Source organism: Schlesneria paludicola DSM 18645 (assembly GCF_000255655.1).
GTDB classification, from domain to species: Bacteria; Planctomycetota; Planctomycetia; order Planctomycetales; family Planctomycetaceae; genus Schlesneria; species Schlesneria paludicola.
In genome coordinates this window covers 1,827,359-1,850,340 of the sequence record NZ_JH636434.1, presented here as the reverse complement: position 1 = coordinate 1,850,340, position 22,982 = coordinate 1,827,359, and the positions used below count along the sequence as shown (strand labels likewise).

At 53.0% G+C, this 22,982-nt stretch carries 24 protein-coding genes and 1 tRNA gene; 17 read left to right on the top strand and 8 right to left on the bottom strand.

What is annotated here, in order from left to right:
- Nucleotides 1–52: 52 nt before the first annotated feature.
- The 6 genes from OSO_RS47680 to OSO_RS0109090 form a co-directional block, all read right to left on the bottom strand.
- Nucleotides 53–763 (bottom strand): helix-turn-helix domain-containing protein, encoded by a 711-nt coding sequence (locus tag OSO_RS47680; protein WP_083842821.1) that lies wholly within the window; start codon nt 761–763, stop codon nt 53–55.
- Nucleotides 764–1,085: 322 nt separating this feature from the next.
- Nucleotides 1,086–1,442: a hypothetical protein gene (locus OSO_RS0109115; protein WP_162130522.1), complete on the bottom strand. Its 357-nt coding sequence runs from the start codon at nt 1,440–1,442 to the stop codon at nt 1,086–1,088.
- Nucleotides 1,443–2,566: 1,124 nt separating this feature from the next.
- Nucleotides 2,567–4,513 carry a recombinase family protein gene (locus tag OSO_RS0109105; protein WP_010583092.1) on the bottom strand — a complete coding sequence of 649 codons (1,947 nt, stop codon included), beginning with the start codon at nt 4,511–4,513 and terminating at the stop codon, nt 2,567–2,569.
- Between the two features lie 362 nt (nt 4,514–4,875).
- Nucleotides 4,876–5,079 carry a hypothetical protein gene (locus OSO_RS50710; RefSeq protein WP_010583091.1) on the bottom strand — a complete coding sequence of 68 codons (204 nt, stop codon included), beginning with the start codon at nt 5,077–5,079 and terminating at the stop codon, nt 4,876–4,878.
- 77 nt (nt 5,080–5,156) lie between these two features.
- Nucleotides 5,157–6,593, bottom strand: coding sequence for a tyrosine-type recombinase/integrase (locus OSO_RS0109095; RefSeq protein ID WP_010583090.1), 1,437 nt, complete (start codon nt 6,591–6,593; stop codon nt 5,157–5,159).
- A gap of 120 nt (nt 6,594–6,713) precedes the next feature.
- Nucleotides 6,714–6,800: transfer RNA gene (locus tag OSO_RS0109090), tRNA-Ser, on the bottom strand.
- Between the two features lie 173 nt (nt 6,801–6,973).
- On the opposite strand from OSO_RS0109090, the gene OSO_RS0109085 reads away from it, so the two are divergent.
- The 3 genes from OSO_RS0109085 to OSO_RS47675 all read left to right on the top strand — a co-directional run bounded on the left by OSO_RS0109085 (nt 6,974) and on the right by OSO_RS47675 (nt 11,973).
- A complete protein-coding gene (locus OSO_RS0109085) occupies nt 6,974–8,281 on the top strand; it encodes a tyrosine-type recombinase/integrase (RefSeq protein WP_010583089.1) in 1,308 nt (435 codons plus the stop codon).
- A 1-nt stretch (nt 8,282) separates the two neighbouring features.
- A complete protein-coding gene (locus OSO_RS0109080) occupies nt 8,283–9,185 on the top strand; it encodes a hypothetical protein (protein WP_010583088.1) in 903 nt (300 codons plus the stop codon).
- A 946-nt stretch (nt 9,186–10,131) separates the two neighbouring features.
- Nucleotides 10,132–11,973: an AAA family ATPase gene (locus OSO_RS47675; protein WP_157605106.1), complete on the top strand. Its 1,842-nt coding sequence runs from the start codon at nt 10,132–10,134 to the stop codon at nt 11,971–11,973.
- Nucleotides 11,974–12,663: 690 nt separating this feature from the next.
- Here OSO_RS47675 and OSO_RS50705 read toward each other — a convergent pair.
- Entirely contained in the window at nt 12,664–12,807 is a 144-nt protein-coding gene (locus OSO_RS50705) for a hypothetical protein (protein WP_157605105.1), read from the bottom strand.
- A gap of 27 nt (nt 12,808–12,834) precedes the next feature.
- On the opposite strand from OSO_RS50705, the gene OSO_RS0109055 reads away from it, so the two are divergent.
- The 10 genes from OSO_RS0109055 (at nt 12,835) to OSO_RS0109000 (ending at nt 19,894) form a co-directional block, all read left to right on the top strand.
- A complete protein-coding gene (locus OSO_RS0109055; RefSeq protein ID WP_010583085.1) occupies nt 12,835–13,236 on the top strand; it encodes a hypothetical protein in 402 nt (133 codons plus the stop codon).
- Between the two features lie 13 nt (nt 13,237–13,249).
- Nucleotides 13,250–13,579, top strand: coding sequence for a hypothetical protein (locus OSO_RS0109050; protein WP_010583084.1), 330 nt, complete (start codon nt 13,250–13,252; stop codon nt 13,577–13,579).
- Between the two features lie 379 nt (nt 13,580–13,958).
- A complete protein-coding gene (locus tag OSO_RS0109040) occupies nt 13,959–14,450 on the top strand; it encodes a hypothetical protein (RefSeq protein WP_010583083.1) in 492 nt (163 codons plus the stop codon).
- 77 nt (nt 14,451–14,527) lie between these two features.
- Entirely contained in the window at nt 14,528–15,094 is a 567-nt protein-coding gene (locus tag OSO_RS0109035; RefSeq protein ID WP_157605104.1) for a hypothetical protein, read from the top strand.
- Nucleotides 15,094–15,594 (top strand): hypothetical protein, encoded by a 501-nt coding sequence (locus OSO_RS0109030; protein ID WP_010583081.1) that lies wholly within the window; start codon nt 15,094–15,096, stop codon nt 15,592–15,594. Before OSO_RS0109035 ends, OSO_RS0109030 begins: the two co-directional genes overlap by 1 nt.
- Before the next feature lie 23 nt (nt 15,595–15,617).
- On the top strand, nt 15,618–15,857 hold the full coding sequence (locus OSO_RS0109025) for a hypothetical protein (RefSeq protein WP_162130521.1): 240 nt from the start codon (nt 15,618–15,620) through the stop codon (nt 15,855–15,857).
- A 93-nt stretch (nt 15,858–15,950) separates the two neighbouring features.
- Nucleotides 15,951–16,580, top strand: coding sequence for an HK97 family phage prohead protease (locus OSO_RS47670; RefSeq protein ID WP_050986064.1), 630 nt, complete (start codon nt 15,951–15,953; stop codon nt 16,578–16,580).
- A gap of 369 nt (nt 16,581–16,949) precedes the next feature.
- Nucleotides 16,950–17,345, top strand: a complete 396-nt coding sequence (locus tag OSO_RS0109015; RefSeq protein WP_010583078.1) for a hypothetical protein — start codon at nt 16,950–16,952, stop codon at nt 17,343–17,345.
- Complete coding sequence (locus OSO_RS0109010) at nt 17,342–17,896, top strand: hypothetical protein (RefSeq protein WP_010583077.1); 555 nt, start codon at nt 17,342–17,344, stop codon at nt 17,894–17,896. Before OSO_RS0109015 ends, OSO_RS0109010 begins: the two co-directional genes overlap by 4 nt.
- A 609-nt stretch (nt 17,897–18,505) precedes the next feature.
- On the top strand, nt 18,506–19,894 hold the full coding sequence (locus tag OSO_RS0109000) for a hypothetical protein (protein ID WP_010583076.1): 1,389 nt from the start codon (nt 18,506–18,508) through the stop codon (nt 19,892–19,894).
- A 237-nt stretch (nt 19,895–20,131) separates the two neighbouring features.
- On the opposite strand, the gene OSO_RS0108995 is transcribed toward OSO_RS0109000, so the two are convergent.
- Nucleotides 20,132–20,464 carry a hypothetical protein gene (locus tag OSO_RS0108995; protein ID WP_010583075.1) on the bottom strand — a complete coding sequence of 111 codons (333 nt, stop codon included), beginning with the start codon at nt 20,462–20,464 and terminating at the stop codon, nt 20,132–20,134.
- Nucleotides 20,465–20,858: 394 nt separating this feature from the next.
- Here OSO_RS0108995 and OSO_RS0108990 point away from each other — a divergent pair, with 394 nt between their 5' ends.
- From OSO_RS0108990 to OSO_RS0108975, 4 genes are read left to right on the top strand one after another with little or no spacing between them, the layout of a single operon-like run.
- Nucleotides 20,859–21,350, top strand: coding sequence for a hypothetical protein (locus tag OSO_RS0108990; protein WP_010583074.1), 492 nt, complete (start codon nt 20,859–20,861; stop codon nt 21,348–21,350).
- Nucleotides 21,347–21,610, top strand: coding sequence for a hypothetical protein (locus OSO_RS42770; protein ID WP_010583073.1), 264 nt, complete (start codon nt 21,347–21,349; stop codon nt 21,608–21,610). Before OSO_RS0108990 ends, OSO_RS42770 begins: the two co-directional genes overlap by 4 nt.
- 3 nt (nt 21,611–21,613) lie before the next feature.
- Nucleotides 21,614–21,820, top strand: a complete 207-nt coding sequence (locus OSO_RS0108980) for a hypothetical protein (protein WP_010583072.1) — start codon at nt 21,614–21,616, stop codon at nt 21,818–21,820.
- A 4-nt stretch (nt 21,821–21,824) separates the two neighbouring features.
- Nucleotides 21,825–22,469: a Gabija anti-defense Gad2 family protein gene (locus tag OSO_RS0108975; RefSeq protein WP_010583071.1), complete on the top strand. Its 645-nt coding sequence runs from the start codon at nt 21,825–21,827 to the stop codon at nt 22,467–22,469.
- The last annotated feature ends 513 nt before the right edge of the window (nt 22,470–22,982 follow it).

Below are 22,982 nucleotides of genomic sequence, written 5' to 3'. Positions count from 1 at the left end.
CCGACTGCCCATTCCGGCCGGGCGCATACGATGGTTCTCCGACATTTTGCCATCATTTTTGAAGAATACCTCGGATTGAGTTTTGCAAGTATTTGCGAAGTATTTTGTATCCCGGTCCATCATTAGAGTAAATGCAATGCCGAAAACGCAAAAGGTCGAATGGGATATGGACCGTCCCTTGGGCTAGCAGAATTACATCCTTGCCGAGGGTGTGGGCGATGCCAAGTTCGTAGAATACGTTTGCGTTGCGACCGGTGATGTCAGCTATCACAATTCGGGCAGCAGCAATCGACTCATAAATATCAATCATTACATCGTGACCAAACAAATCATCAGCCCGTAAGCATCGTAACGGATGATCATCGATCCCGGTGACAATCGGCTTGATTTCTTCCTTCCAGATGTAGTCAGACCAAGGCTCAGTGAAGGGCATCAGGACAAAAACCAGATCGTCTTCGGGTTCGAGTTCACGTTTGTGGAAATAGGGCGTGATGGTAACTGATAATGATGGAGCGGCGAGTTGAGCCTCTGGCGATGGTGAGTTAGGGGAAGTCTGGCCAACGCCAAGCAGCAATTCTTCGACGTTAACTTGCAGAACTTTCGCGATCGCGTGGAGAGTATCAGGTTGAATTCGGTTATTACCCGATTCAAGCCGTGAAATCGTGGCGCTCGACAAAGCCGAATGCACAGCAAGATCACGTTGACTCATAGCTTTGAGCGTACGAAGCCTCCGGATCGCGTCACCGTTTACTTTCATTTCCATAGGGGCTCGGACTCACGATCTTTATGCAGAAAACGTCACGGTCAGCCGTGCCGCGTCGAACGACGTATATCTCAAAACACGCGCAGGCGGCAGCTCAGCGGCGACTGAATAGGATATATGTTTTACTACCGTCGGCCCATTTCTTGAAGACGTAACTTTGTCAGGCTGTCATGTTATCTCCAGGTTAGAGTAACTCCAACAGTCATCGCCTCATTCCGTTCGGCAAGAGCATCAGCCAGTCTCTCTAGCTTTGTCGACTATCGGCCAAATTGACAGACGTCCAACCGCGAAAGGATTCGTGTCACCCTTTTTAGCCCGCTTCCTATTTCTCAGCGCTCATTTCGGCCATGATACGGTTCAGAATCGCCAGCTCGTTAACCACACAACCTTCTGTTCCAATCGTTTCCTCGGACATCGCACGCGTTTCAAGATTTGTCCACTGCGTCTCTTCCCAAGTCACCCCAAAGGCAACATACGGCCAAGGCAAATCGCAATCTTCAAATTGACAACAAGTTAAATCGATGACGCCCGGACGTGCTTCTTCGCTAGTCGAATCGAATCGCAACCAAGCGTGTTCTTGTGGGATTGGAAAGCGATCCCCAGATTCACTAATGCCAGAAACATGTGTGACCGGGTAATGTTTCTTGTTGAGGAAAAATCCGAACAATCGCGATGACATACGGCATCCGCCATTCGGGAACGGTCCGTAAACTAAACTCAATCCCCAATCCTCTTTCACGAGTTTCTTCAGGACACACGAAAATTCAAATGCGTAGACCTGAATTTGAGGCAGGGAAAGCATCCTGATGTCCATGAAACAAAACTTGGGCGTTTCGACAAGTGGAAGTGTGACAGGACATTCTTGCAAATCCGCGCCCGCTGTGTCGATCATGACGACGTCACATCGCCAACTCCCGCCATCTGCAAATAGGGTCAGAACGGGCAATTCAAATCCGATTTCGGTTCGATTCCTGTCGTTTCGAGCACCCGACGCTGCAAGCCCTGTTCGCGTTCCAGTTGCGCATGGTTTGGGAAAAGGTTAGTCTTCCGTTTCGAACCCGACATGGAACATCCGGTTTATGTCGGCCAGCAACTTGATGTCTTTATCGCCGAAACCAACGACTCTGTGTCTGTTTCCTCGCCACGGCCCTGACGAACGTTCGGGATCTCGCGCCTGAAGCGAATCCTCTTGGGGACGCGTTTAGCACCAACTCTTTGCAAGAGCGCTTGAGACGGCCGGTAGGAGATCCTGTTCACAACGCACTGAACGATGCGCGAGCTCAAGGTGAAATGTTTAAAAAAATGCGAGAAAGCAGACAAACATCAGACGCCCTCATATCAGACCGAATTTGACGTTGTCCTCACCGGCGTCGAGCGCTCCCTTCTCACTGTCGAATACGGTCATGATCACTTAAGTCCGTGAAATGCCTGCGACATCACGCATGCCATCCGACTGAGCGATCACGACTTTTTCGACGTGACTTCCAATAGCTAAAAAAATCCATTGTTCAGGCCACGGGGTTTCACCGTGGCCTGAACAATGGAGGTCGTTTTTCTATTTTGGTCTTGGCGATCGTGGCTTTGGGCGGTGTGTCGCCGGACAATTAGTCGCCGGCTGCGTACGTGCGATCAATTTGGCGGCGACTCGTTGTGCCAGGATTTCCAACAACCGGATCCAGGGATCTGCGGATTGTCGGTCAGGAAAGTCCTTTGACAATCATTCCTCCTTCTGCAAAAGAAACAAGACCCCGCCAAAAGCTTGGCGAGGTCTTTGTATGATGTGAGATTCAGTTTCAGCATGAATCAGTCAGTTACAGGCCGCTCGAATCCGGGCAACGGTTCGAACTGGTATCGAGGGTGCAGATGTCGCTTCCCCTTCCAACCACGGCTTGGCGGATCATTTATCGGTACCCAAGGGGATTGAAGCCCTCGTTCCCGCATGATTCGAAACAGCTTTCGCGCCATTCCGATCTCCCCCAGTGACAGGCCAAGCGCATAGCCCGTCGATACGACCGAACCGCGTTGTTCGATGGCCCCTAACTGGGGAGCATGCTGCACGTACGGCCTTGGTTCGAACAAATTTACCACCAAGCGTTTCGGGGATGCGAAAGACGGGAGTGAATGGCCGGCCAAGTGTTCGGCGAGCGGACTCAGATCCAGTTCCACGATCGCTTGCGGTTCAACATTCATCGAATCACACAATTCGACCGGACGAATGATGATACTTGGCAGAACACGACAGAGGAGTCGATGGGCCTCATCGTCTTTGCCCAACTCGGCAAACGTTTCTTCCACCAAGGTGGCAATTTCTTCCATCTTCGGAATCACAATCGAAGCCGGTCGCGGACGATCGAACTTGGAAAGTTCGTACTGGGCCGTTTTGCGCTCTGCGACATACTCTGACAGTTGGTCGCGGATTTCGGCGGAGTCACCGTGGTCGGCGATGAACTTCGTCAGATTTTTGATCTTCCGCGTCAGTTCGTTCACCAAACGTTCGAGCCGGGTCCGTTCCGCCTGGTCGTTGGATGAGTCCTTGCGGATGGCTGTCTCGAGTTGTTGTAGAAATTTGGACACAAATCCATCCAGGCTTCGAATTTCAGCTAGGACAGCGCGGCTAATTTCCCGTTGCGTCAAGTCGACATCGACGTAGAGGCTGTGCCAACACTTGTGATCCATTCCGCCACTGCATGTGATCTGTTGCCGGCCTGCAGACTGGCATGTCATGAGCATCTTGCGACCGCAGATACCACAAATCGCGTGTTGCGACGGAAAGAGAGTCCGCTTCGTCGGCATACCAAGTCGGGGATTCGGCTGCTCGCCATCTGTTGGCCGTCCCTTGTTTTTGTTCCGGTCCTTCACAAGGCTGAGAACGTGATCACGGTACGCGACATCCAAGAATGCCAAATGCGGGCAGTGACGTTCCAGCAACTCTTCTGGAGGGGCTGGAATACATGCTCGCTTGCCCGACTTATTGATCCGTTTACTCTTTTCGCGATTGTGATATCGCATCCCAACCAGCAAGTCATTCTTGACGAACTTGCCAAGCAGCGTTCCGTTCCATTGCCGAGTCCGACAAGCAGGGCCGGTCGGAATGTTTTGCGAGTTCAACCAATCAGCGACTGCGGCATACGACCCACCATCTTCAAGCCGCTGAAAGATTTTGCGGATGACTGGTTCGGCCTCTGGATCCTTCTGAATTTCATCGTCGGTTTTGGCGCCGAGAGGTCGAATGTACCCCCAGATCTGTTTGGGCAGATTGCCCCCTTGGACGAAGCGGTGCCGTTGTGTACGCCGAATTCTTTTTGAAGTGTCCTTGTTGTAGCTCTCGTGCCGCATCGTCGCAAAGTAAGAATTCTGCATCCAGTCGTCTTTTGCCGTGTCGACGTTATCATTTATCGCAATTAATCGCGTGCCACTGTCTTCACACATTTCGCAAATCTGAATCGCGTAATTGCGACGACAGATGCGTCCCAAGTCTTCGCAAATGACAACATCCCACTCGCCGCTCTCGATCAACTCGATCAGCTCAAACAACTCAGCTCGATCGAGACATTCTCCACCTGCCTGCGTCTTGATTGAATGGACGAAACAGGGAAATGTCGTGCGATCACGAATAAATCCTTGATTAAAGGCTTCCTGATCGTCATTACTTTTTCGGTCTTGCCTTGGGGTCGAAATCCGAGAAACGGAAACGACACGCAACTCATTTCCACGTCTCGGCACAAATTCATCATCACGGCATCGTGACATTGGACGGGTCTCCCGAACCAGGATTAAGTCAAAAACATCACGAACTCCTTTCTTGCTGCACTGAGTGGCTAGCTGGACTTCTCGATAAACGTGGTCCCGTTCAATGCCGTCACCGTGAACGTGGACCGAAATAGCGACTCATGACGAACTGAAGCGAGTAGTCAAATCACATGATCAAAGTAGGCGGGTTCGAGAAATGCCAAATGTCGACACTCGCGATACCACACACTTTGCTGGTTACCTTGCATTGACCAACACCGTCGGGTTATGCGAACTACTTTGCGGATCCGCGTTCCGTGAGGATTGGCTGATGAACAAAATGCTGGACCATAGAACTGTTCCATGTCGCTCGTCGGGAATAGTTAATGGCCGTGTTGATTCAACCAATCTGCAACTTCAGAGCAACTGGCACCTTTTTCAATGCGGCGGAACACCGCACGAATGATCCGTTCCGCTTCAGGGTCTTTTCGCAATTGACGGTCTGTTTTAGCACCGAGTGGTTTCGCATACCCATATGGGGGCAATGAGAGAGCACCGAAGGTGTTAATGGGGGAATCATTTGTCACTGGCAGGGTTCTCCTTGAGTGGACTGGGATCAGATCTTGCTCATCTCCACACATGAGAGATGACACGCGAATATCCATTAATCACCTGATTCATTGGAGGGAAATCGTTTTGAATCCGTTTCCCCCTTGGACGATGATTGAGTGTCGAATTCGTCAACTGAACTCAGCCAATGCTGAGCAAGTTCGAGCGAACGAGGGTATTGAGAAATTGCCCGCGCAATCTCGCGAGCATGGGTTTCTGGTCTTGAGTGCGTGTAGACGCTTGTCATCCCAAGTGCGCCACTGGTACCCGAGGGTTGGTGGCCCAATGTGATCTGACGTAGTAGCGGGTCGACGTTGGCATCCTGCAAAAGCGTCGCGAACGAATGGCGCCAACTCTTAGGGCAAGTCGCATATGGAAGTCCGCACCGGGTCGCAATGCGGATGAAAGACCTTCGAATTTGATCAGAATCAAATGCACCAGCGTCTCGCCACAACTGCCGTGAGAGCTGCTGTTTCGCTTTTCTGGTCAATGGAACACCCGAATTCTTTGAAACCTCCGAAGTCAATTCGGCAAGAGCGTCGCGGAGTCCAGACCGATCGATTTCGCAAGCAGCCGGGAACCCGGCGAACATCGGGCGACGAAATACCACACCAGCCACGCGATTGCCGATCACTTGGCGAAGCACTGCCAGGAGGATCGGGTGCAAGGGAACACTTCGTTCGTTCCGTGTCTTGACCGACCAACCAAGTTCCGGTTTGTTCCGAACATGCAGCCATCCGGCACGAAGGTCAATTTCTTCGATCAGAACGTGACACAGTTCTCCAGAGCGAAGACCCGTCTTGGCCTGTGTGAAATGAATCGGAAATTCCCAAGGTTTTGCCGCCCCGAAGAAACGCAATTCCGTATCAGCATCGAAGACAAAGATTGGCTTGGCGTCTTCGACCCGCATGCGTTCGATCCGAAGCTCCGCAAACGGATTGGTCGCGTAGGGCGGCAGGTGTCGTTGCCGTTGTGCGAACCCGTACATCGAGCGACAGTTTTCAAGAATATTTTGAACGCCCTTGTCGCGAAACTGGCGTTTGGCCGTGTTCGGGTGTCCGTTTGGTGACACGCAGCAAGCTCGCAAATACTCAACGAAGCCCGCCGCCGAAACCTCATGGGCTTTCGGTTGACGTGGCAAGCTGTTCGCGTAATTCACCAGATGTTGTATCGATGATCGGTACCGACCGATTGTCCCCAGCGATGAGCGCAGGACGTCCTCGTGGTATGCCAGAAACATCGAATGCAATTCAGTGACAACGACCGGACGGAAGTCGAACATTGTCTGTGCCGAGACGGTCAGCTGCGCGTTGATCTCTGAGGCGACCCGCTCAGCGGTCGTGCGATCAGTCCCGATCCTTTTACGAACCGGTTGATCGACCTGACGGTAGTACAGCCACCAGCAACTATGATGAAAATAGACAGAGACACGTCCGACGCGGAATCGTGTGCACCGCCCCCGCTTCGCAGCATTTGGTTTTCGAGTGACCATAATCCCCTTCCGTGCACAGCGTGTGCACCAAACGTGCACCAGGAAGGGAGTTCGACAGTCAAAAGAAAACCGCAAGTGACTATTTTATAGTCACTTGCGGTACTGGCTAAATTTAGAAAGCGGAGAGGGTGGGATTTGAACCCACGGTACCCTTGCGGGTACACTGGATTTCGAGTCCAGCACAATCGGCCACTCTGTCACCTCTCCGATGTCTAAATTATAGTGGTTTTTGGCTTTTCTTGAGTCCGCTGCAGAGTTGTTGACACCCGCATTGACACCCAGTAGGCTGAAAACCGTCTAATTTAGACGATTTTGACACCCGGCGGCGGCAACCGCTGGGTGTCTTTGACACCACCCCAAACGTTACTTGAGGCGAAGTCGTGGCGGATAATAGCAAAGCGCCCGCGAAGGGCAAACCCAACTTGCCAGCAAAACCGTACGCGGATTTTCCGCTATTTGCCCACCAGACAGGGCGATGGGCCAAGAAGGTTCGCCAGAAGTTGCGGTTCTATGGCCGCTGGGGACGAACGGTATCCGGCGAGGTCATTCCCGTTGAGGACGGAGAGAAAGCAGCATCTGACGCTTTAGCGGAATTCCAGCGTTGCTGGCCGTATCACTCTCAAGGGCGTGAAGCCCCTGACACAGATGACGGCGCGTTTCTGACGCTCCGAGCCTTGGCGAACAGGTTCCTTGGAGCCAAAGAGAGCCGTGTTGAGAGCGGTGAATTGTCTCGGACAAGCTTCGAAGACTATTACCGAACTTGTGAAATGCTGATTTCGCACTTCGGTCGACAGAGGCGTGTCGACGCGTTGACACCCGAGGACTTTGAAGGCTTGCGGAAGGCAATGGCGACCGGGTGCAACTTGACGACACTCAGGAACAAGGTGAATCACGCCAGGATCGTTTTTAAGTTCGCTTTCGACTCGCGGCTCATTGACCGGCCTGTCAACTTTGGGCAATCGTTTGACCGACCGTCACGAATGCGGCTCCGAGCCACGCGAGAGCTTGCTGGTAAGAAGCTGTTCTCCCGCGAAGAGGTGCTATTGATCCTCGCCGCATTGGACGGTCACCCAATTGTCATCGAGGGTAAGTCGAAGCCCGTCACATGGCCTCGATCTTCAGTTATGCGGGCGATGGTTCTCTTGGGCTTGAATGGCGGATTCGGGAACACGGATTGCGCGAGCTTGCCACAAACTGCGGTGGACCTGAAAACGGGATGGCTCGAATTCCCGCGTCCCAAGACCGCGATCAAGCGACGAATTCCGCTTTGGCCGGAAACGGTAGCAGCAATTCGCGAAGCGATCTCAGTGAGACCTGCGGCCATTGACCCCGATGATTCAGGTCTTTGTTTCCTGACTGAACGCGGAACTCGATTCGTGCGAGTCCAAGCAAGCAAGCAGTCCGAGCATCGCATCGTCGTGATCAATTCACTCGCACGGCGTTTTGAACAGCTCTTAGACGCGATCAAAGTTGGCCAGCGGAAAGGGATCGGCTTCTACACGTTTCGGCACGTCTTCGAAACAATTGGCGGAGATTCGAAGGATCAGGTTGCAGTCGATTCGATCATGGGGCACACAGACAACACGATGGCTGCGACTTATCGCGAGGAAGTGGCAGACGAACGGCTTCTGGCGGTTACCAACCATGTGAGAAGTTGGTTATGGCCAGGACAAAGAGAGGCCAAGTGAAATGACCGGATCAATCGAACTGAATCGGAAGCATGATCACTGCTGCGGATTTCTCCGCGAGATTCAAAGCTGGCTTGCGATGACCGCATTCGCAAGCCGAATCCCAGTCGAAGAATCTCGGTCCGAGTTTCAAAAGTCTCTATCAGATTCCACGTTCGCGGCCCTCAGCAATCGCTTCACGGATTGGCAGCCAGAGTTTGACAAATGGCGGGAGAGAGCCGAAGCGATTCTTAGTGAGCCAGATGCTGTGCTCAAACAGCGTTCGGATCTCGAACAAGAGTTTCCCGGCATGCTGTGGGACTCGCAAGCCATGCGGTTCATCAACGCGGCAATTGACGTTCTGGAACCTGCGATTTTCCATCGCGGCGAAGTTCCGATCGGCTGGCGACCGTCGACCTACGCTAACGTGAATCGCTTCCCTACGACTCCGATCAGGTCTGCTGCGGATTTGTTGCCGACGCTCAAGTCGATTCTCGATGACATTCGAGAGAGTCTGTCTTCCGGCTGGTCAGGCCGTGGTGACAGCTTGTATGTCGACGCCCGTCGCGAACTGCTAAATGCCCGTGATGCCTTGCGAGTGCTTGCGCCTGGCCATCCTGCAATCGCTGATGTCGGCGATGTCACGATGGATACGGACCCCGATGTCCTGAAAGGCAATCTTGATCGGCTGATTGAATCGCTGTCGGAGCCATCGAGAATCGACAACGATGCTTGGAGTGATTATCGGCAGCCAAAAGTCTGGAAACAGGTGTTCGGCCTAGATTCACCGCAAGGCTGGACGGCGTTCGCGAATAAATATCGCGAACGCGGCTTATTGAAGAACGATCCTCAAAGCGGGGCCAAGCTCGTGTCGGTCCATGAATCAGTGTTCTCTGAACGAGGCATTTCGATGCCGAAGAACTAGCGATTCGGCTCGATTGGTACTGATCAAATACTGACTAAGTACGGCATGTACTGAAGCCGTACCGAACGCGTCAGAAGACTATTTCAAATCGAAAAACGGACGCTAGGATACCGCCGTAGTCACGTCACTGACACGCAAACGAAAGGAGAACAGTTGAGCCTGACCATTGCAGAAGTTGCCGTCGCAATCGGCAGACGGCACCAAGCGGAGCCAGTTCCGCTGTGGAAAATGCGACGAGTTGTGGACGATCTGGATTCGCGGGGGCTGGTATCTATCCAGCGAATCGGAGTCTACCGAACAATTGACGATTCATCGATTGAGACTGTGGCCGAAGAGCTGCGAAAAATCGGCTGGCTTCGACCAGGGCAAGTTGGTTGCTAATCGCAACGCATTCACCCGCAGCCATCGCAGAGCGATGGGGCTGCAAAGTCGACAAGGTTCTTGGCTTGATCGCAACTTGTGAATTGGTCGCGATCAACATCGCAACCAAGAGAAACGGCAGTAAGCCGCGATGGCGGATCACGCAAGAATCGCTCGACGATTTCGAGCGGGCCAGATCGACGCTACCGAAGGCAGCCACCCCCGAACGTCGCAGGCGGGCGGTTGTGACCACGAAGCAATATTTCTGAATTTGAAACGTTTGGAGCCTTCAATAAATGACAATTGGTAGCAATCAGTAGGCGTGGCGGACACACTTCGAACCGCTGTTTTGTCAGCGGATCGTCCACCTGATCATATCATCGACTCAGCGGCAATCCCCGGTGACATGACTAACCTGGCTCGCTGGGTCTGCTGGAGATGGGAGCGAAATGGGGATCGGTGGACGAAGATTCCCAAACGTGCTGCCAGCCCAAGCGTAAACGCGTCATCGACTGATCCGGCGTCATGGTCTGACTTCCCGACTGCCGCTGCATCATCATTGATAAACGGCTTGGGAATCGGGTTCGTGTTTAATGGTGACGGTCTGATCGGTATCGATTTGGATGATTGCCGCGAGCCAGTGTCTGGCGATCTTGCTGGCTGGGCTCAAGACATCGTCGAGTGCTTTAAAACCTACGCAGAAGTGAGTCCATCCGGTACGGGTGTCAAACTGTTCGTTCGTGGCGTGCTGCCTGAGGGGTTTCGCAAGAAGCATCGTCGACCGGAAGGCGGTGAGGTCGAGGCTTATGATTCGGGCAGGTTTTTCACGGTCACTGGCCAGCGTCTGTATGGAACTCCAGACGACGTGAAGGATCGACCGAACGCGGTTAACTCACTGGCGCGGATGCTGGAGGGTTGGAAGCCTGAGCAACCGGCACCGGAACCGACACCTCGAAAGGAATCGAGCCCTGTAACCGGTGATCATGAGGCTGGCTTGCGGCGGGCGAAGGGTTATCTCGCGAACGTGCCGGGCGCTGTGTCTGGCTCCGGTGGACACAATCACACGTTCGTCACGACGATGAAGCTTGCCGGGTTCGGCCTATCGGCTGATGCGATGTTCGACCTGTTGGCCGAATGGAATCTGCGATGTGAACCACCTTGGTCGGACACCGAGCTACGGCACAAGATCGATTCGGCGTTGAAGTCGAATCCGGCACCTATGCCAGATCGACCGCGTGAGCCAGTGGGGGATCGGTATCCTGACGTTGATCTGTCGCGGATCATGGGTGGGGGATCGCAGCCATTGTCGAGCGTTGTCGACAAGCCGCAATCAGCCAGTCCAATCGTAATCCGCAAAGCGGGGGATCTCATCCGAGACTTTCCCGCCTTGCGGTCACCGATTCTGGAAGGGCTGATCCGTCGCGGTGAGACGATGAACATCATCGCCGCGCCAAAGATGGGGAAGTCCTGGCTTTCAATGGGGCTTGCGCTGTCGGTTGTCGCGGGGCACAAGTGGCTCGGTCGATTTTGGCCAACACGCGGTAATGTATTGATCGTGGACAATGAATTGCACCCCGAGACGTCATCGCATCGACTTCCGGTGATTGCGTCTGCGATGGAGATCCCATCGGCGGACTACAGTGACCGGCTTTTTATCGCGAACCTTCGCGGTGGGCTGCTGGATATGAATCAGTTGGCAACGCAACTGATTGGGTTGGAGGCTGGAACCTTTTCGCTGATCATTTTGGATGCGTGGTATCGCTTCCAGCCGACTGGATCGGACGAAAATTCGAACGGCGACGTGTCTCGACTTTACAATCTGCTGGACTCCGTTGCATCGAAGCTTGGATGCGCCTTTGTATGCATTCATCACAGCTCGAAGGGGAACCAATCGGGTAAGTCGGTGACTGACATGGGGGCAGGTGCAGGGGCGCAAGCCAGGGCTCCAGACTGCCATCTGGCAATGCGTCAACATGAACAGGACGGGGCGGTCGTTGTCGAAGCGGCTGTCAGATCGTGGGCTCCGATAGAACCATTTTGCCTGCGTTGGAAATTTCCCGTATGGGAGCCTGCCGACGATCTTGATCCGAAAGCCCTGCGGGTTGAGAACCCAAGGCGAGAGCGAAAGCAGGTTGATCTGAGTGGATTGCTTCATCCTAAAGCGATGTCGACGGACCAAGCAAACCAACTGAAGGTTTTGGAAATCCTAGAATCTCTGCCATGCGGCGAAACGAAAAGCTTGATCTCTGAATCCGCTGGCTTGAACAATAGAGTTACCAATACGATCTTGGCCGCGATGCTTCGCGATGAACAAATCACCAAGTGCATGGTCCAGAAAGTTCGGAAAACGCCCTACGATGGATTCCAGATTACGAGCGCCGGAATCGGTGTGCTTGAACGACTCCGACAACTCCGACAAAACGCATAGTTGTCGGAGTTGTCGGACCTAGGTTTTGAGGACTCCGACAAATGCCCCCCTCCGTAGGAGGGGGCATTGTCTGTCGGAGTCCAAAACCACGGCCAGTCGGGGTAGTTCAGGGGAAGTGATTGGTGGTGAAACCACGATCAAAAACGCGAATACATTCCTGAACGCGAAAATTACGCCATACGAGGCGTTTCCCTGCCGGGATGATGGATCTGCCGTGCGGAACATTGAATGGCCGCAAATCGCGTTTTGTGGCAAAAGTGAATAGTTGTATTATTAACATGAGTAGTCCGACAAGTCCGACTACCTGAAATGGGGTTTGTCGGAGTGCTCCTTCTAGTCCGACAACTGGGGTTTGTCGGACTACTTTGTCGGAGTCCGTTTACTAGGCGTTTTGTGTTCCGTTAGGGCACGTTGACGGCACACCACTGGCTCGCGGGAATGCCACCAATTGGACTCGGTTCACCACACATTCGAAAGGAACAGCGATCACCACGACTGACACCCAGGCCGAGCAGTGCAGCAACTGCCGCTTTGCCAGATCACTCGACGAACTGAAGGGCACGCACCACTGCAGGCGGTATCCGCCGTCGCCTCAGCAAGAGCCTGACGAAGACTTTGCAGGGATGACAGATCACCATCCGGGCTGGTGGGTTTTTCCGGTGATGACTGGCGATGGTTGGTGCGGTGAGTTCAGGCCAGCATCAGCGCCGAACTGACCTGCCAGCGCCGACCGGCAGGGGCGGGAGGGTGGTCGAAAACCGACCAGGGGGTCATTTTGTGGCCCTCCGCGAGTTCCCAAACCATCCCGCTCGGCTTTTTTGCGAATAGTTGCATCACGATATTTCGAGGAGATAGCGAAAAATGAAGTCTGGGCCTAAGCCCCAGCCAACTGCCGTGGCATCACTGGCAGCGGTTCAACCACCCCCGCCTGACCTTCTGGAGATCGTCCCAGACCCGCCAGACTGGTGCCGTGACAGCTCCGTAGAGCTGTGGCAAGAAACATGTCAGATCCTGATCGATCGAAATCAGCTCTCACGCGGTGATCTTAAGGCGGTCGAAGCTTTCGTCCTGTCGTGGAACATGATCGACATGGCACGCGATGAAGGCTGCGTACGCGATTGTGACAAGCTGATGTTGTCGGCGACACGCTTTGCCCGTGAACTCGGGCTAACGCCGAACGCGAGGGAACGGTTTCGTATTGTAGCTGGCTCTGACGAAGACCCTGAACGAACAGATGAGTTGGAGCAGTTCAAACGAGGCTGATTTTACAGAGGACATGATGAAGCGAGTTTCGGCGAACAAGCCACCGAAGAAATCACGGGCATGCAAATCACGGGCTCAGTACCCGCTGATGGTGACTGGTCCGAGCGACGCGCAGGGATTTGCCGACTGTCGGGAGCAAACCCGATCGGCGCTAATGATCCTTGCGACTGAGCGTATTGCGATCACGATTTTCGACGCTGTCCAAGCGGATAAACGCGAGATCCTGAAGTCGGCACTTCACGATTGCCCTGACATCCTCGGCGACGACTTTGAGCAAGCGCTGCTGACCGCGATCAAGCGGTGGGACTTCGGGTCGACAATCGAGAGGCAGGCAGATGAATAGTAGCCCTAATCCACCAGAATCGGAGTCGATGAAAATTTAGCCCTTACCAACCCCAAGCCTTCGCGGGCTTTCAACATTTCATCAATTCACCCTTAAGAGGTTTTTTCGAATAACAATCACGTCTTGTGTCGAGTTGGATCTTGCTGGAGAACGATCCTTCTCAACCGGTTCCGTTCGATGGATCTGGGAATCAGTTGAAGCTCGACGGAACCGCATTTTCAGATACCGACCTTTGGCGGTTTTGCTATCGACCATTTGGAAACCGCGTTGACTACTCAGCGATGCCTTGGAGCTGATTGATGGTTTGCGGCGTGAATGTGCCCGACTCGATGTGAGTCGGGCCTTGTTTTTAATTCGAATGGAGGTTTGTTTTTTGGCGATGGCAGTGAGTGAAACGGCATCTGACTTTCAGTTGCCGCACGGGCTTTTGGACAAGTTGCGCTCGGTCCGGTCTCCGATCGCAGAGCGCGAGGCCCGATTGCAGCGAATCGAGGCCGACGCGAAACATGATGCGGACTGTGCTCGGGCTCGACTGGTCGAACTGGCGGAACTGACCAGACAAGAACGGATACGCCACATCCAGAGAGATCCTGGCGCTGACCTGAAAACGCTCGACGATCGGATGCGGCAGCAACAGGAGTTGTTGCGACTCGCCGAACTAAAGATCGATTCTGTGGCTCGCGATCGATCTATCGGCGTTCCGATTGACGCATGGACAGAGGTTGTGGAGCAGTTTCGGATTGAGCTCGATCAGGCTGCCGAAGCCGAGCGTGTAGCCTTAGTGTCTCTCGGCAATGCTCGGCGGATTCGGTACTCGATCGCTGATCACCTCAGAAAGCTGGGATGCCCTGCCGTGATCGCGATCCGGTAGCTGATCGTTTTTTTGCTTGGTGGCGTGTGCATGGTGTGCGCGTCGTGTTTGAATGAGTTTTGTGTGAGGGAATTGATTTGACGGAATTGGTTTCGGGCGGGTTGGCGATTCAGCATGTCGACAAGCATCCATTGGTTTGTGATGCGGCTGAACGGCTGAAGACTTTGCAGTCTCGAGTTGATGGCTACCGGCAGCGGAATGCCGAACTGCTAAAGCTAGGTGCTACGCAGGCGGCACTTGATGCGGCCCGTGAAAAAGCCCTGTTTGATGACGACGATCCTTCGTGTCAGCGTGTCACTGAGATTTCTGGGTTGCTCTCTGAGTTCCGCGACAATGCTGGATTCATCAGCGTTGGTGAATCTGCGATTGAACGCATGGAGCGAGATCTTGCTTCCTCGGTCGTGAACCGAGCGCGTGAAGCAGTGATCGCGAGCGTGCGGCCCTATCGCCAAGAGATCGAGCAACGGCTGCGAGACGCGATCCGCGAAATGGTGTGCTGCTTCGACGATGATCGAAATCTCCAGTGGCGGCTTCAAAATGCCGGTGCCGCAAGCCACGGGTTTGTGTCGTTTGAGCGGATGGGCTTCGGCTCCGACAACTTGCATGATCGATTGACGAGCTTGGCTAATGAGCTTGACCGCTAATGAGCGGAACAAATCGAAAACGGACGGCTCTTGAGCCGTCCGTTCTTCCGGCCGAATTGCTCGACCGGTTGAAGAGCGTCCGCAGTCCAGCGCTCGACCGTGAAGCCGACTGGCAAAAACGCGATGCTGACGCCCAGCGAGATCAAGTTGCCGCACAGGCCGAGTTGAATCGGCTTTCTGCCTTGGAACAGCAAGAATTGAGATTCGCGAACTCAGAAACGCGTGCTCAGAATCTGGCGACCATTCGGCGGTGTCAGGTTTACGCCTCGGACAAGTTTCGAGCCGCGTCCGTGACGATGGATCTGATTGCCCGCGACCGGCAGACGCAGCAGGCCAAGGGGTGGGATGCCGTTGTTGAGACCTGTCGACCGTGGCTGACCGAGCTGGCTCGCGAAGAAATGGAGCTTCGTGAACAGCTCGGCACTGTGCTTTTGCGACGGTCTGCAATTGCAAAGCACCTTTACCGGCTGGGCGCGCCGCTTGGGATTGAAGTTCGATGAGTCAAACACATTTGGGAAAACGCATGGCAGTGGAATCAGCGAGCGGCGAGCGATTCGTCAACAAGGTTCTTGTTGACGCAAGCCGCATTCAGAAGCGGAAGATTAAAAAGCTTGAGACTGAAATTGCGGAACTGCGGTCGAAGCCGGCTGAGCCAAATCGTGTGAGGCTCAAGCTTCTTGAGATCGAACTCGGTGAAGCCAAACGATCCGGCGATGTTGTCACGCGGGCACAGATGGATTTACACGACTCGGAAGACGAGTGACCTAGCTGACGACGATGGTATCTGCTCCGCTGGTGACAGCGGGGCATTCTCTTGAAGGATTGAATCATAGGATTAGAGCGAAGATCGGCACCCGTGTTGCCGACTGCCGTAACTATCGAACGGCGATCAGGCGGCGGAAAAGTGCTGACCGGATATGCAGCCGTTTTTTACAAGCCTGGCATCCCCGGCACACAGTACCAGCTTAATCGTGGAATCGTTGAGCGCATCCGACCTGGCGCGTTCGATAAGGCTTTGCGAGAACGGCAAGACACCATTTGTTGCTGGAATCACGACGCAGACTATCCGCTTGGCAGAGTGTCATCGGGAACGTGCAGACTGTCTGTCGATAGCGTCGGACTGAAGTATTCCTGCGATCTGCCGCAGTACCCGTTTCCGCCTGGCTTGGTCGAACTTCTTGAACGCCGTGACGTGTCTGGCAGCAGCTTCCAGTTCGTAATGGGCGATGACCAGTGGGAGGAAGACGGAAGCTCGATCGTGCGATGGGTCAATGAGATCGCGCTATTAATCGATGTTGGCCCGGTGACAACACCAGCATACGCGGCTTCGACTGCCACGATAGCTGGATCACCACCGATACGTGCTGCCGTGCCTGCGGTTGGATCTGATGCGGTAGCAGTGAGGCTTCGCATGTTGGCGATCGACGAGGAGCGGGAACGCGATCGTGACGCGGTTGCGAAACGACTTCGGCAGCTTGGGCTCTAAAGACGCTCGACTTGGATGGCGGTTCTTGAGACCCGTGGGCGTGAGCCTGCGGGCTTTTTTGCTGTGCGCGAGTCTTCTAAACGTTTGGAAAGAAGGGGCCGATTGGTCCTCGCGCGGCGAAGCAAACGTGCTATCGTCTGTGCGGTCAGGCTAAACCGAGCTTAAAATCTTGCCGGCCATTGCTTTTCGTTGCAAACTGAGCGGTGGATGAACCTTTCTCTGGAGACGCTTGTCCGATAACAACACGCGATTGATAAAAAATCACACGGTTTGTACATTGCGATGATCATTGCATCCAGAAGTACAACGGGTGGAGCGCGCGTGAGTAGTACCAGGAGTCGGAAGGATTCGGCCCATCGCCAAAAGGCGATGACTGATAAAGAGTTTGAGTGGCAGGCAGAAAAGTGGAAGAAGAACTGCGAATTTCGTAAGCAAATTCTGGTTTGTGGAACGGTAATCGCCTGCATTTTCATCGTGTGCTACTTCGGCGTATATTTGCCGATTGAAGCATCTGCGGGAAAGCAGACATCTGTCCTTTATGCGATGAAATTTATTTCAGACGTGAAGCTTCATGTTTGGGCCGCTTGGGGAGCCGGGGCGGTTGGTGCTGGTTATGGAATAACTGAGCGAAGGAAAAGATTGTCGGAACGCAAAGAGAGGGATGAACGAATCAAGAGTTTAGAGATTCAGATCGACGGTAAGCGCTCGTCGAGCGGATTGAGCGTGAACGGTGAAATCCCGAAAAAGGAAAAGGCATCTGAATGATTGATACATCATTAACTCAAATGGTCGTAAGTCTCGGTTTCATCTTCGTGCTTTGGCGATGGGGGTTTGAACCTGTACGTAGAGACAATTTCCGATCTGATATTCGTCGCATCAGAGACGGTCTGTTCGACTATATGGTCCAGAACAACCGGTCCTTTGATGATGCGATTTATCGCGAGACGCGGGAAACGCTCAATGGAATGCTCAAGCTTTCGAATGCAATAAATTTTGTCGACTTCTTCCTCTTCGCGTACTTGGTTGAAAAACGGGGAAAGAAAACTGGCCCCAGTTTATTTTACCAAATGCCGAATAGTGCGTTTCGTGATGAAATTGAGTCAGTACGCGATGCAGCGTCACGACGGCTTCTGACATTCTTGTTGCTTGAAGGCGTGACTGGCGCGTTTGTGAAGAGTGCTTTCGTGGTCCTGATGATTGCAGATAAACTAAAGCAGACAAAGAACTGGGCCAAGCACGTTGGCACGCAAATTCTTCCGGAATTCTCTGCCCTTGGCCGTAGCCACTTCAGTGGGCGAAAGACATGCGAAATATGACGGCGTCTCCGATGCCGAGTTTTTGAGAGAGGTGCCTAAGACTAAGTTTAGGCACCTCTTTTTTATGGAGTAAACTCAGTTTCATCCATAGGAAGTCCGATCCGTCTCGACTTATCACCCATCTGGCCGCAAGCACGCACGCCATTATCAGCGCTGCATCGCCCGGCTTGCGTTTCCGGCCCCTGAAGAACTCTCGCACGTTCTGGCTCGCAAAGCGTGACGTTTTGTCTCTAGTCTGGCAGGCCGCAGAATGGGGAGCAACGGTCGACGACGGCGGGCCAGAGGTTTGCGGCTGCGAAATCCGCTAAGAACTCCCAAAACCAATTAGGAATGATTGGGCAGTAGCTGCTGGCTGGCGTCGAACCGGCTTGCCTGAATCCAGGCAAGCCGGTTTTCTGGAACTGATGTTCGCACCCTTGGATTGCTGAGAACTCGGCGGTGGGAGGAATCCAGCGGTTTGCGAAAGTATGGCCAGCGAACCTGCCCTAGTCGTAGCAATATCCCGAGTTGACAATGTACGAAACTACATATGTTTTGACAGTCATCGACAAGACGGATACGCTTTTTCAAAAGAGCATAGTCGTCATATCACTAATGTGAGGCAGCCCTTTGAACGAAGCCGACGCACCCGAACCAGACGATACCGAATCGGAAACTAGCGCAAACCCGCAGATTGCTGATGTACCGGCGGTTGTCCGCAAATTTACTGATCGCATCGCCCAAATCGAGAATTGCGCTGCGGCGCATATTTCTATGGCACTTTTGTCAAAGCAGTCTCGCTTGCAAACTACATTGAGGGAGGTATTTACGCTCGCTGGCAAGCAGATCCCCAAAATGATTGGAGGAAATGAGCAGGTCGAGGTAACCTATGAGGAGTATACGAAGATTGCGCAAATAATCGGGTCGTCGCATGATGAGATTATTGCGGAAGGTCTTTTCATACTTGGGTTTAGCACATTTGACGCATTTATCGGAAACCTCCTGCGGGCGATTTTCTCTCAATCGCCAGAGTTAATTTACAAGCTCGAAGAAAAGGCAATCAAGGTCGGCGATTTCCTCAAATGTAAAACAATTGAGGAAGCTGTTGAAAAACTCATCGATAGAGACATATCCTCATTACTAAGAGATAGTTACGACGAACAATTCACAAAAATCGCTAACCGCCACGGCCTGAATACGATCAAGGCTTTTGAATCCTGGCCAAAGTTCATTGAAGCTGCTCAAAGACGAAATTTGATTACGCACTGTAACGGAATCGTAAGTCAGCAATATCTCTCTGAATGCCTTCGCTGTGAATTCAAAATTCCTGATAACGTAATCGAAGGCACTCAGCTCAAGATTTCCGGAGAATATCTGCAGGCATCTCTTGATGTTTTGTACGAAGTTGGCCTGAAATTAGCTCACACATTGTGGCGAAAAACTTGCCCAAATCAAATTGAAAAATCTGAAAAGGCTCTCACAGACGAAGGATTTAAGCTATTACAGCAACAGAAGTTCAGTCTGGCCAAGACGATTGGGCTATTCGCAATCGGATTGCCAAACGCGAAAAGCGATTTGCAGAGTAAGATTTCCCGTATCAATTGTGCTCAAGCGATAAAATGGTCTGGCGACAAGCCAGCAGCTTTGAAGATTTTGAACAACGTTGAGTGGTCAGGCAGCATACGAGACTTGAGATTAGCTGTTGAGGTTTTACGAGAGAATTATTCTAATGCGGCCGATCTGATGCGCGAGATCGGAAAAAAAGGCGAACTCGTATTGCGTGTCGGCTATGAGACTTGGCCTGTATTCCGTGAGTTTCGTGAAACGACCGAGTTCAAGAACGCGTTCCGAGAAATTTACGGCGACGATCCTGGGGTCGTCAATAATGTTGCATTTGCTTCACCAGAATCCAATAATGATCTGCAACCGAACATTGACAAGGAGATATTCGCGATGCCTTCCGAACAACCCGTAGAGAAGAACTCAAGTGACTCTGACAGCAAGCGAGAACTCGCATAACTTGCGGGGATCGTGAGGAAAGATTTAAAAGGCCCTGCGTAACCTCGCAGGGCCTTTTTGTTTCTGAGGAGGCGACTATCCTCAGATTGTCGAGCTAAGTTAGAACAAGTCAAACGGCCGCACTTGCGTATCGACCACTGGTCGACAATCCTCCTTATTTGTCTTGAATTGAAGGCAAACGCAGTGCAATCGATTGCACAAACGACGGGAACACAGCCCGCCATCCGTTGAGCTACATCACTCCGCCTTCTTCTTCGCAGCCTTTTTCGGCCACGGCTTCTTGGCTGCTGCTGCTTTCTGGTTGGCGTTGTAACGCTTTCGAATCTCAACCTTTGATTCAACGCCAGCGACAAACGATCGGAGCTGAGCCTTGGCATCAACCTCTGTTTTCTCTGCCCACTGGATGACTTCTGGGATATGCAGATTCAGTTGCGTTGCGCTGTGTATCAGCACCTGAGGCATTTCAGCGTCTTTCATTGACTTGGCGACGGCGCGGAGCCGATCGCACGCCTCAGTCAATTCTGCGGCGATACGCTCAAGGTCTTCTGGAGAATGCTCGTTTCTGGCCATGCCCTACTTGAATGTGTCGCACATAATCATGCAAATGGGATCTACTGAAGTTGCTACTAAAGTTACAAAAACGGTTGACCGACTCTTTATGCGGTGTTACAGTGACTCTCGCCACAACGAAGCGAGAGCGTTTTAACTCACGCAATACAATTTGATTCGCCTTTCCGACCCCTCGCGGTCGCTTCGTTGTGGCAGACAAAGCAATCCGCGAGGGGTTTTTCGTTTTCATGCCGGATGGCGGCTCTTAGCTGCCGTGCGTGCCTACTGCTTCGCGTTTTGACGCGTTGAATCTGAGCGGGCAAGCCGTACGCAATCATTCTGCGCTACCGGTGCGCCCTGACGACGCCTACGCGTTTTTTGTTTGTTGTCTGCCATATGAAAGAGGCTTTCCCCAATGCCATTGCGCCCATCGTCTATTTCCGTTCCCGGTGACTGGGTCAGATTCGCGACAGAGAAGAGCATTTTGAAGAGACTCGGGCCGGTTTGTGCCGTCCTCGAAATCAAGATGTACAACGAGTTTTCGCCGAAGCGGATTGACTCCGTTCCGAGCGACATTCTGCAGGGGCTGCCATTGGATTTGGCAGTCAAGTTTGCGAGGGAATTGAACCAGTCGCTGTTCACCCATCAGAAAAACAGATGGGCATGCATGGCGCTGAACGCCGCAGTTTTCTTCGTCCGTGACATGCCACCTGAAGACAGGCCAGCCGATCCATCGTGCTTTCCGATCGGTGCCCGTTTGGGCCTAACCTACGACGAAGCTTTGGAGATTCAGAACCGCGAGAACTTTGCCCGCGAGCACAAACTGCTACGGCCAGATTTCTGGACAGTAGCCTTGCGGCCACTCATGACGCGCAGCGAACTGCTGGAAATGGGGACCGCACTATGATGACCCTATCGCAATTACCGACCAAGCCAGTCAAGTTTGATGTAGAGTTCGCGGCGCTATTGGAGCGTGAATCTAGCGACGGACGGCGCGAGGATGCGAGCTATCTGCCGTCACTGGAGCAGATCGCGGAGGAATGCCGGGCAATTCAGGCCAGTTGGTGTGACGAAGAGCGACGCTTGCGATCACGGGGAGAACTGTACCAAGCGGTCAAGGCGGGCCAAAAGCATGCGTTGAAGCTGGCAACGGCGAAAGGCGGTTGACCCATGTCGGCAACCGTCCCGCGAGTCCCTGGCATCCTGATCATCTGGCAGCAACCGCACGGTGTGCCATTCGACGCAGATGCGACGATCGAAGTCACGATCACCAAAAAGGGGCGTGACTACCTGAATCTGCACCGATCAAAACTCACGCGTTCAACGAAGGTCACTCGTTATGAAAAACAAACCAAACTGTGTTCATCCAAGCGATAAGTCCATGTCCGAATGCTACGGCTGGTTCCGTGAAACCTTGCAGGCTGTTCCCACAGGCTGGATCGCTGGCGGAAGTCTTCGCGACTACTTCCAGCGGAAGCCCTGCAACAGCGATGTAGACGTGTTCTTCCGCAATCCGGACGATCTTGCCGAGGGAATCTGGACCATCGAACGGACGAACGCCAAAAGGATCTACGACAAGCCGAACATCCGTGGATACATGTTCAAGGGGCAACATATTCAGTTGATCAAGAATCGATTCTTCGCGGGGCCAGAGGAAACGATCGCGGAGTTTGACTTCACGGTCTGTTGTGCGGCGATCGACCAAACCGGCTTGGTCTACGTACATGAGGATTTCTTCGAAGATCTGGCCGCGAATCGGCTTTCAATCAACCAACTCGACTTCCCCCTGGGAACGCTTGCCCGGTTGCCAAGGTACATCGGCAAGGGCTTCCAGCCGTGTAAGGGAACGCTGCTCAAGCTGGCGAAAGCCATGCAATCCGTTGACTTCGCAAACCCGGTCGAGAACGAGCTGCAGTTCTACTCGCATGGCGGGCAGCGGTTCGGACGGTTTGAGGCAGTTGACTCAACTCCCAAGCGAGAACTGGTCGCGGCCCTGAGCCACGAAACGCCATTTCCGTGGTTCTAGACATCCGTGCGAATTCGTATGGTGCTCGATTGAATCGATTGCGATCGTTTCCGCCCCGCCCGTTCATTCTGGCGGGGCGTTTTCGTTTATGCTGGTGTCGGTCGATGCGACACTCGTGATTGTCTTCGAATCGTCAGACAATCTGAGCTTTATCGTTAGTATTTCAAGGCTAGTTATGGTCGTTAATGGCTGCTTGTAAGTGTTGAGAATCCATGGAATTATGAAGTCTCGAAAACTGATTGCGCTATTTAAAACGGGATCAAAGTGCAGGGCCGCTTCTCCAGCGTTCAGGCTAACATTGGATAGCCAGCGTTTTTCTTGGATGTCGAACACGCATCCGTATGTGACAATGTCTCCAACCCGCGTTCCCGAGTGGACGATATGGCATGTATCTCCCTCTGTCGGGTCTACCCAGCTTAGTGACCCCCAGACGGGAAATTTGTGCGGAGTGTGGCTTGAAAGCTCCCTGTCTAAGTGTTGGATGTAATTTCGAAGCACTTCGGCTTGTTCAGT

What these genes read in the sequence shown, in the direction of transcription:
- OSO_RS47680 (WP_083842821.1), bottom strand. Translation starts at nt 763, where the DNA reads ATGGAAATGAAAGTAAACGGTGACGCGATCCGGAGGCTTCGTACGCTC.
- OSO_RS0109115 (WP_162130522.1), bottom strand. Translation starts at nt 1,442, where the DNA reads ATGTCATCGCGATTGTTCGGATTTTTCCTCAACAAGAAACATTACCCG.
- OSO_RS0109105 (WP_010583092.1), bottom strand. Translation starts at nt 4,513, where the DNA reads ATGTCACGATGCCGTGATGATGAATTTGTGCCGAGACGTGGAAATGAG.
- OSO_RS0109095 (WP_010583090.1), bottom strand. Translation starts at nt 6,593, where the DNA reads ATGGTCACTCGAAAACCAAATGCTGCGAAGCGGGGGCGGTGCACACGA.
- OSO_RS0109080 (WP_010583088.1), top strand. Translation starts at nt 8,283, where the DNA reads ATGACCGGATCAATCGAACTGAATCGGAAGCATGATCACTGCTGCGGA.
- OSO_RS50705 (WP_157605105.1), bottom strand. Translation starts at nt 12,807, where the DNA reads ATGCAACTATTCGCAAAAAAGCCGAGCGGGATGGTTTGGGAACTCGCG.
- OSO_RS0109055 (WP_010583085.1), top strand. Translation starts at nt 12,835, where the DNA reads ATGAAGTCTGGGCCTAAGCCCCAGCCAACTGCCGTGGCATCACTGGCA.
- OSO_RS0109050 (WP_010583084.1), top strand. Translation starts at nt 13,250, where the DNA reads ATGATGAAGCGAGTTTCGGCGAACAAGCCACCGAAGAAATCACGGGCA.
- OSO_RS0109040 (WP_010583083.1), top strand. Translation starts at nt 13,959, where the DNA reads ATGGCAGTGAGTGAAACGGCATCTGACTTTCAGTTGCCGCACGGGCTT.
- OSO_RS0109030 (WP_010583081.1), top strand. Translation starts at nt 15,094, where the DNA reads ATGAGCGGAACAAATCGAAAACGGACGGCTCTTGAGCCGTCCGTTCTT.
- OSO_RS0109025 (WP_162130521.1), top strand. Translation starts at nt 15,618, where the DNA reads ATGGCAGTGGAATCAGCGAGCGGCGAGCGATTCGTCAACAAGGTTCTT.
- OSO_RS0109015 (WP_010583078.1), top strand. Translation starts at nt 16,950, where the DNA reads ATGACTGATAAAGAGTTTGAGTGGCAGGCAGAAAAGTGGAAGAAGAAC.
- OSO_RS0109010 (WP_010583077.1), top strand. Translation starts at nt 17,342, where the DNA reads ATGATTGATACATCATTAACTCAAATGGTCGTAAGTCTCGGTTTCATC.
- OSO_RS0108995 (WP_010583075.1), bottom strand. Translation starts at nt 20,464, where the DNA reads ATGGCCAGAAACGAGCATTCTCCAGAAGACCTTGAGCGTATCGCCGCA.
- OSO_RS0108990 (WP_010583074.1), top strand. Translation starts at nt 20,859, where the DNA reads ATGCCATTGCGCCCATCGTCTATTTCCGTTCCCGGTGACTGGGTCAGA.
- OSO_RS42770 (WP_010583073.1), top strand. Translation starts at nt 21,347, where the DNA reads ATGATGACCCTATCGCAATTACCGACCAAGCCAGTCAAGTTTGATGTA.
- OSO_RS0108980 (WP_010583072.1), top strand. Translation starts at nt 21,614, where the DNA reads ATGTCGGCAACCGTCCCGCGAGTCCCTGGCATCCTGATCATCTGGCAG.
- OSO_RS0108975 (WP_010583071.1), top strand. Translation starts at nt 21,825, where the DNA reads ATGTCCGAATGCTACGGCTGGTTCCGTGAAACCTTGCAGGCTGTTCCC.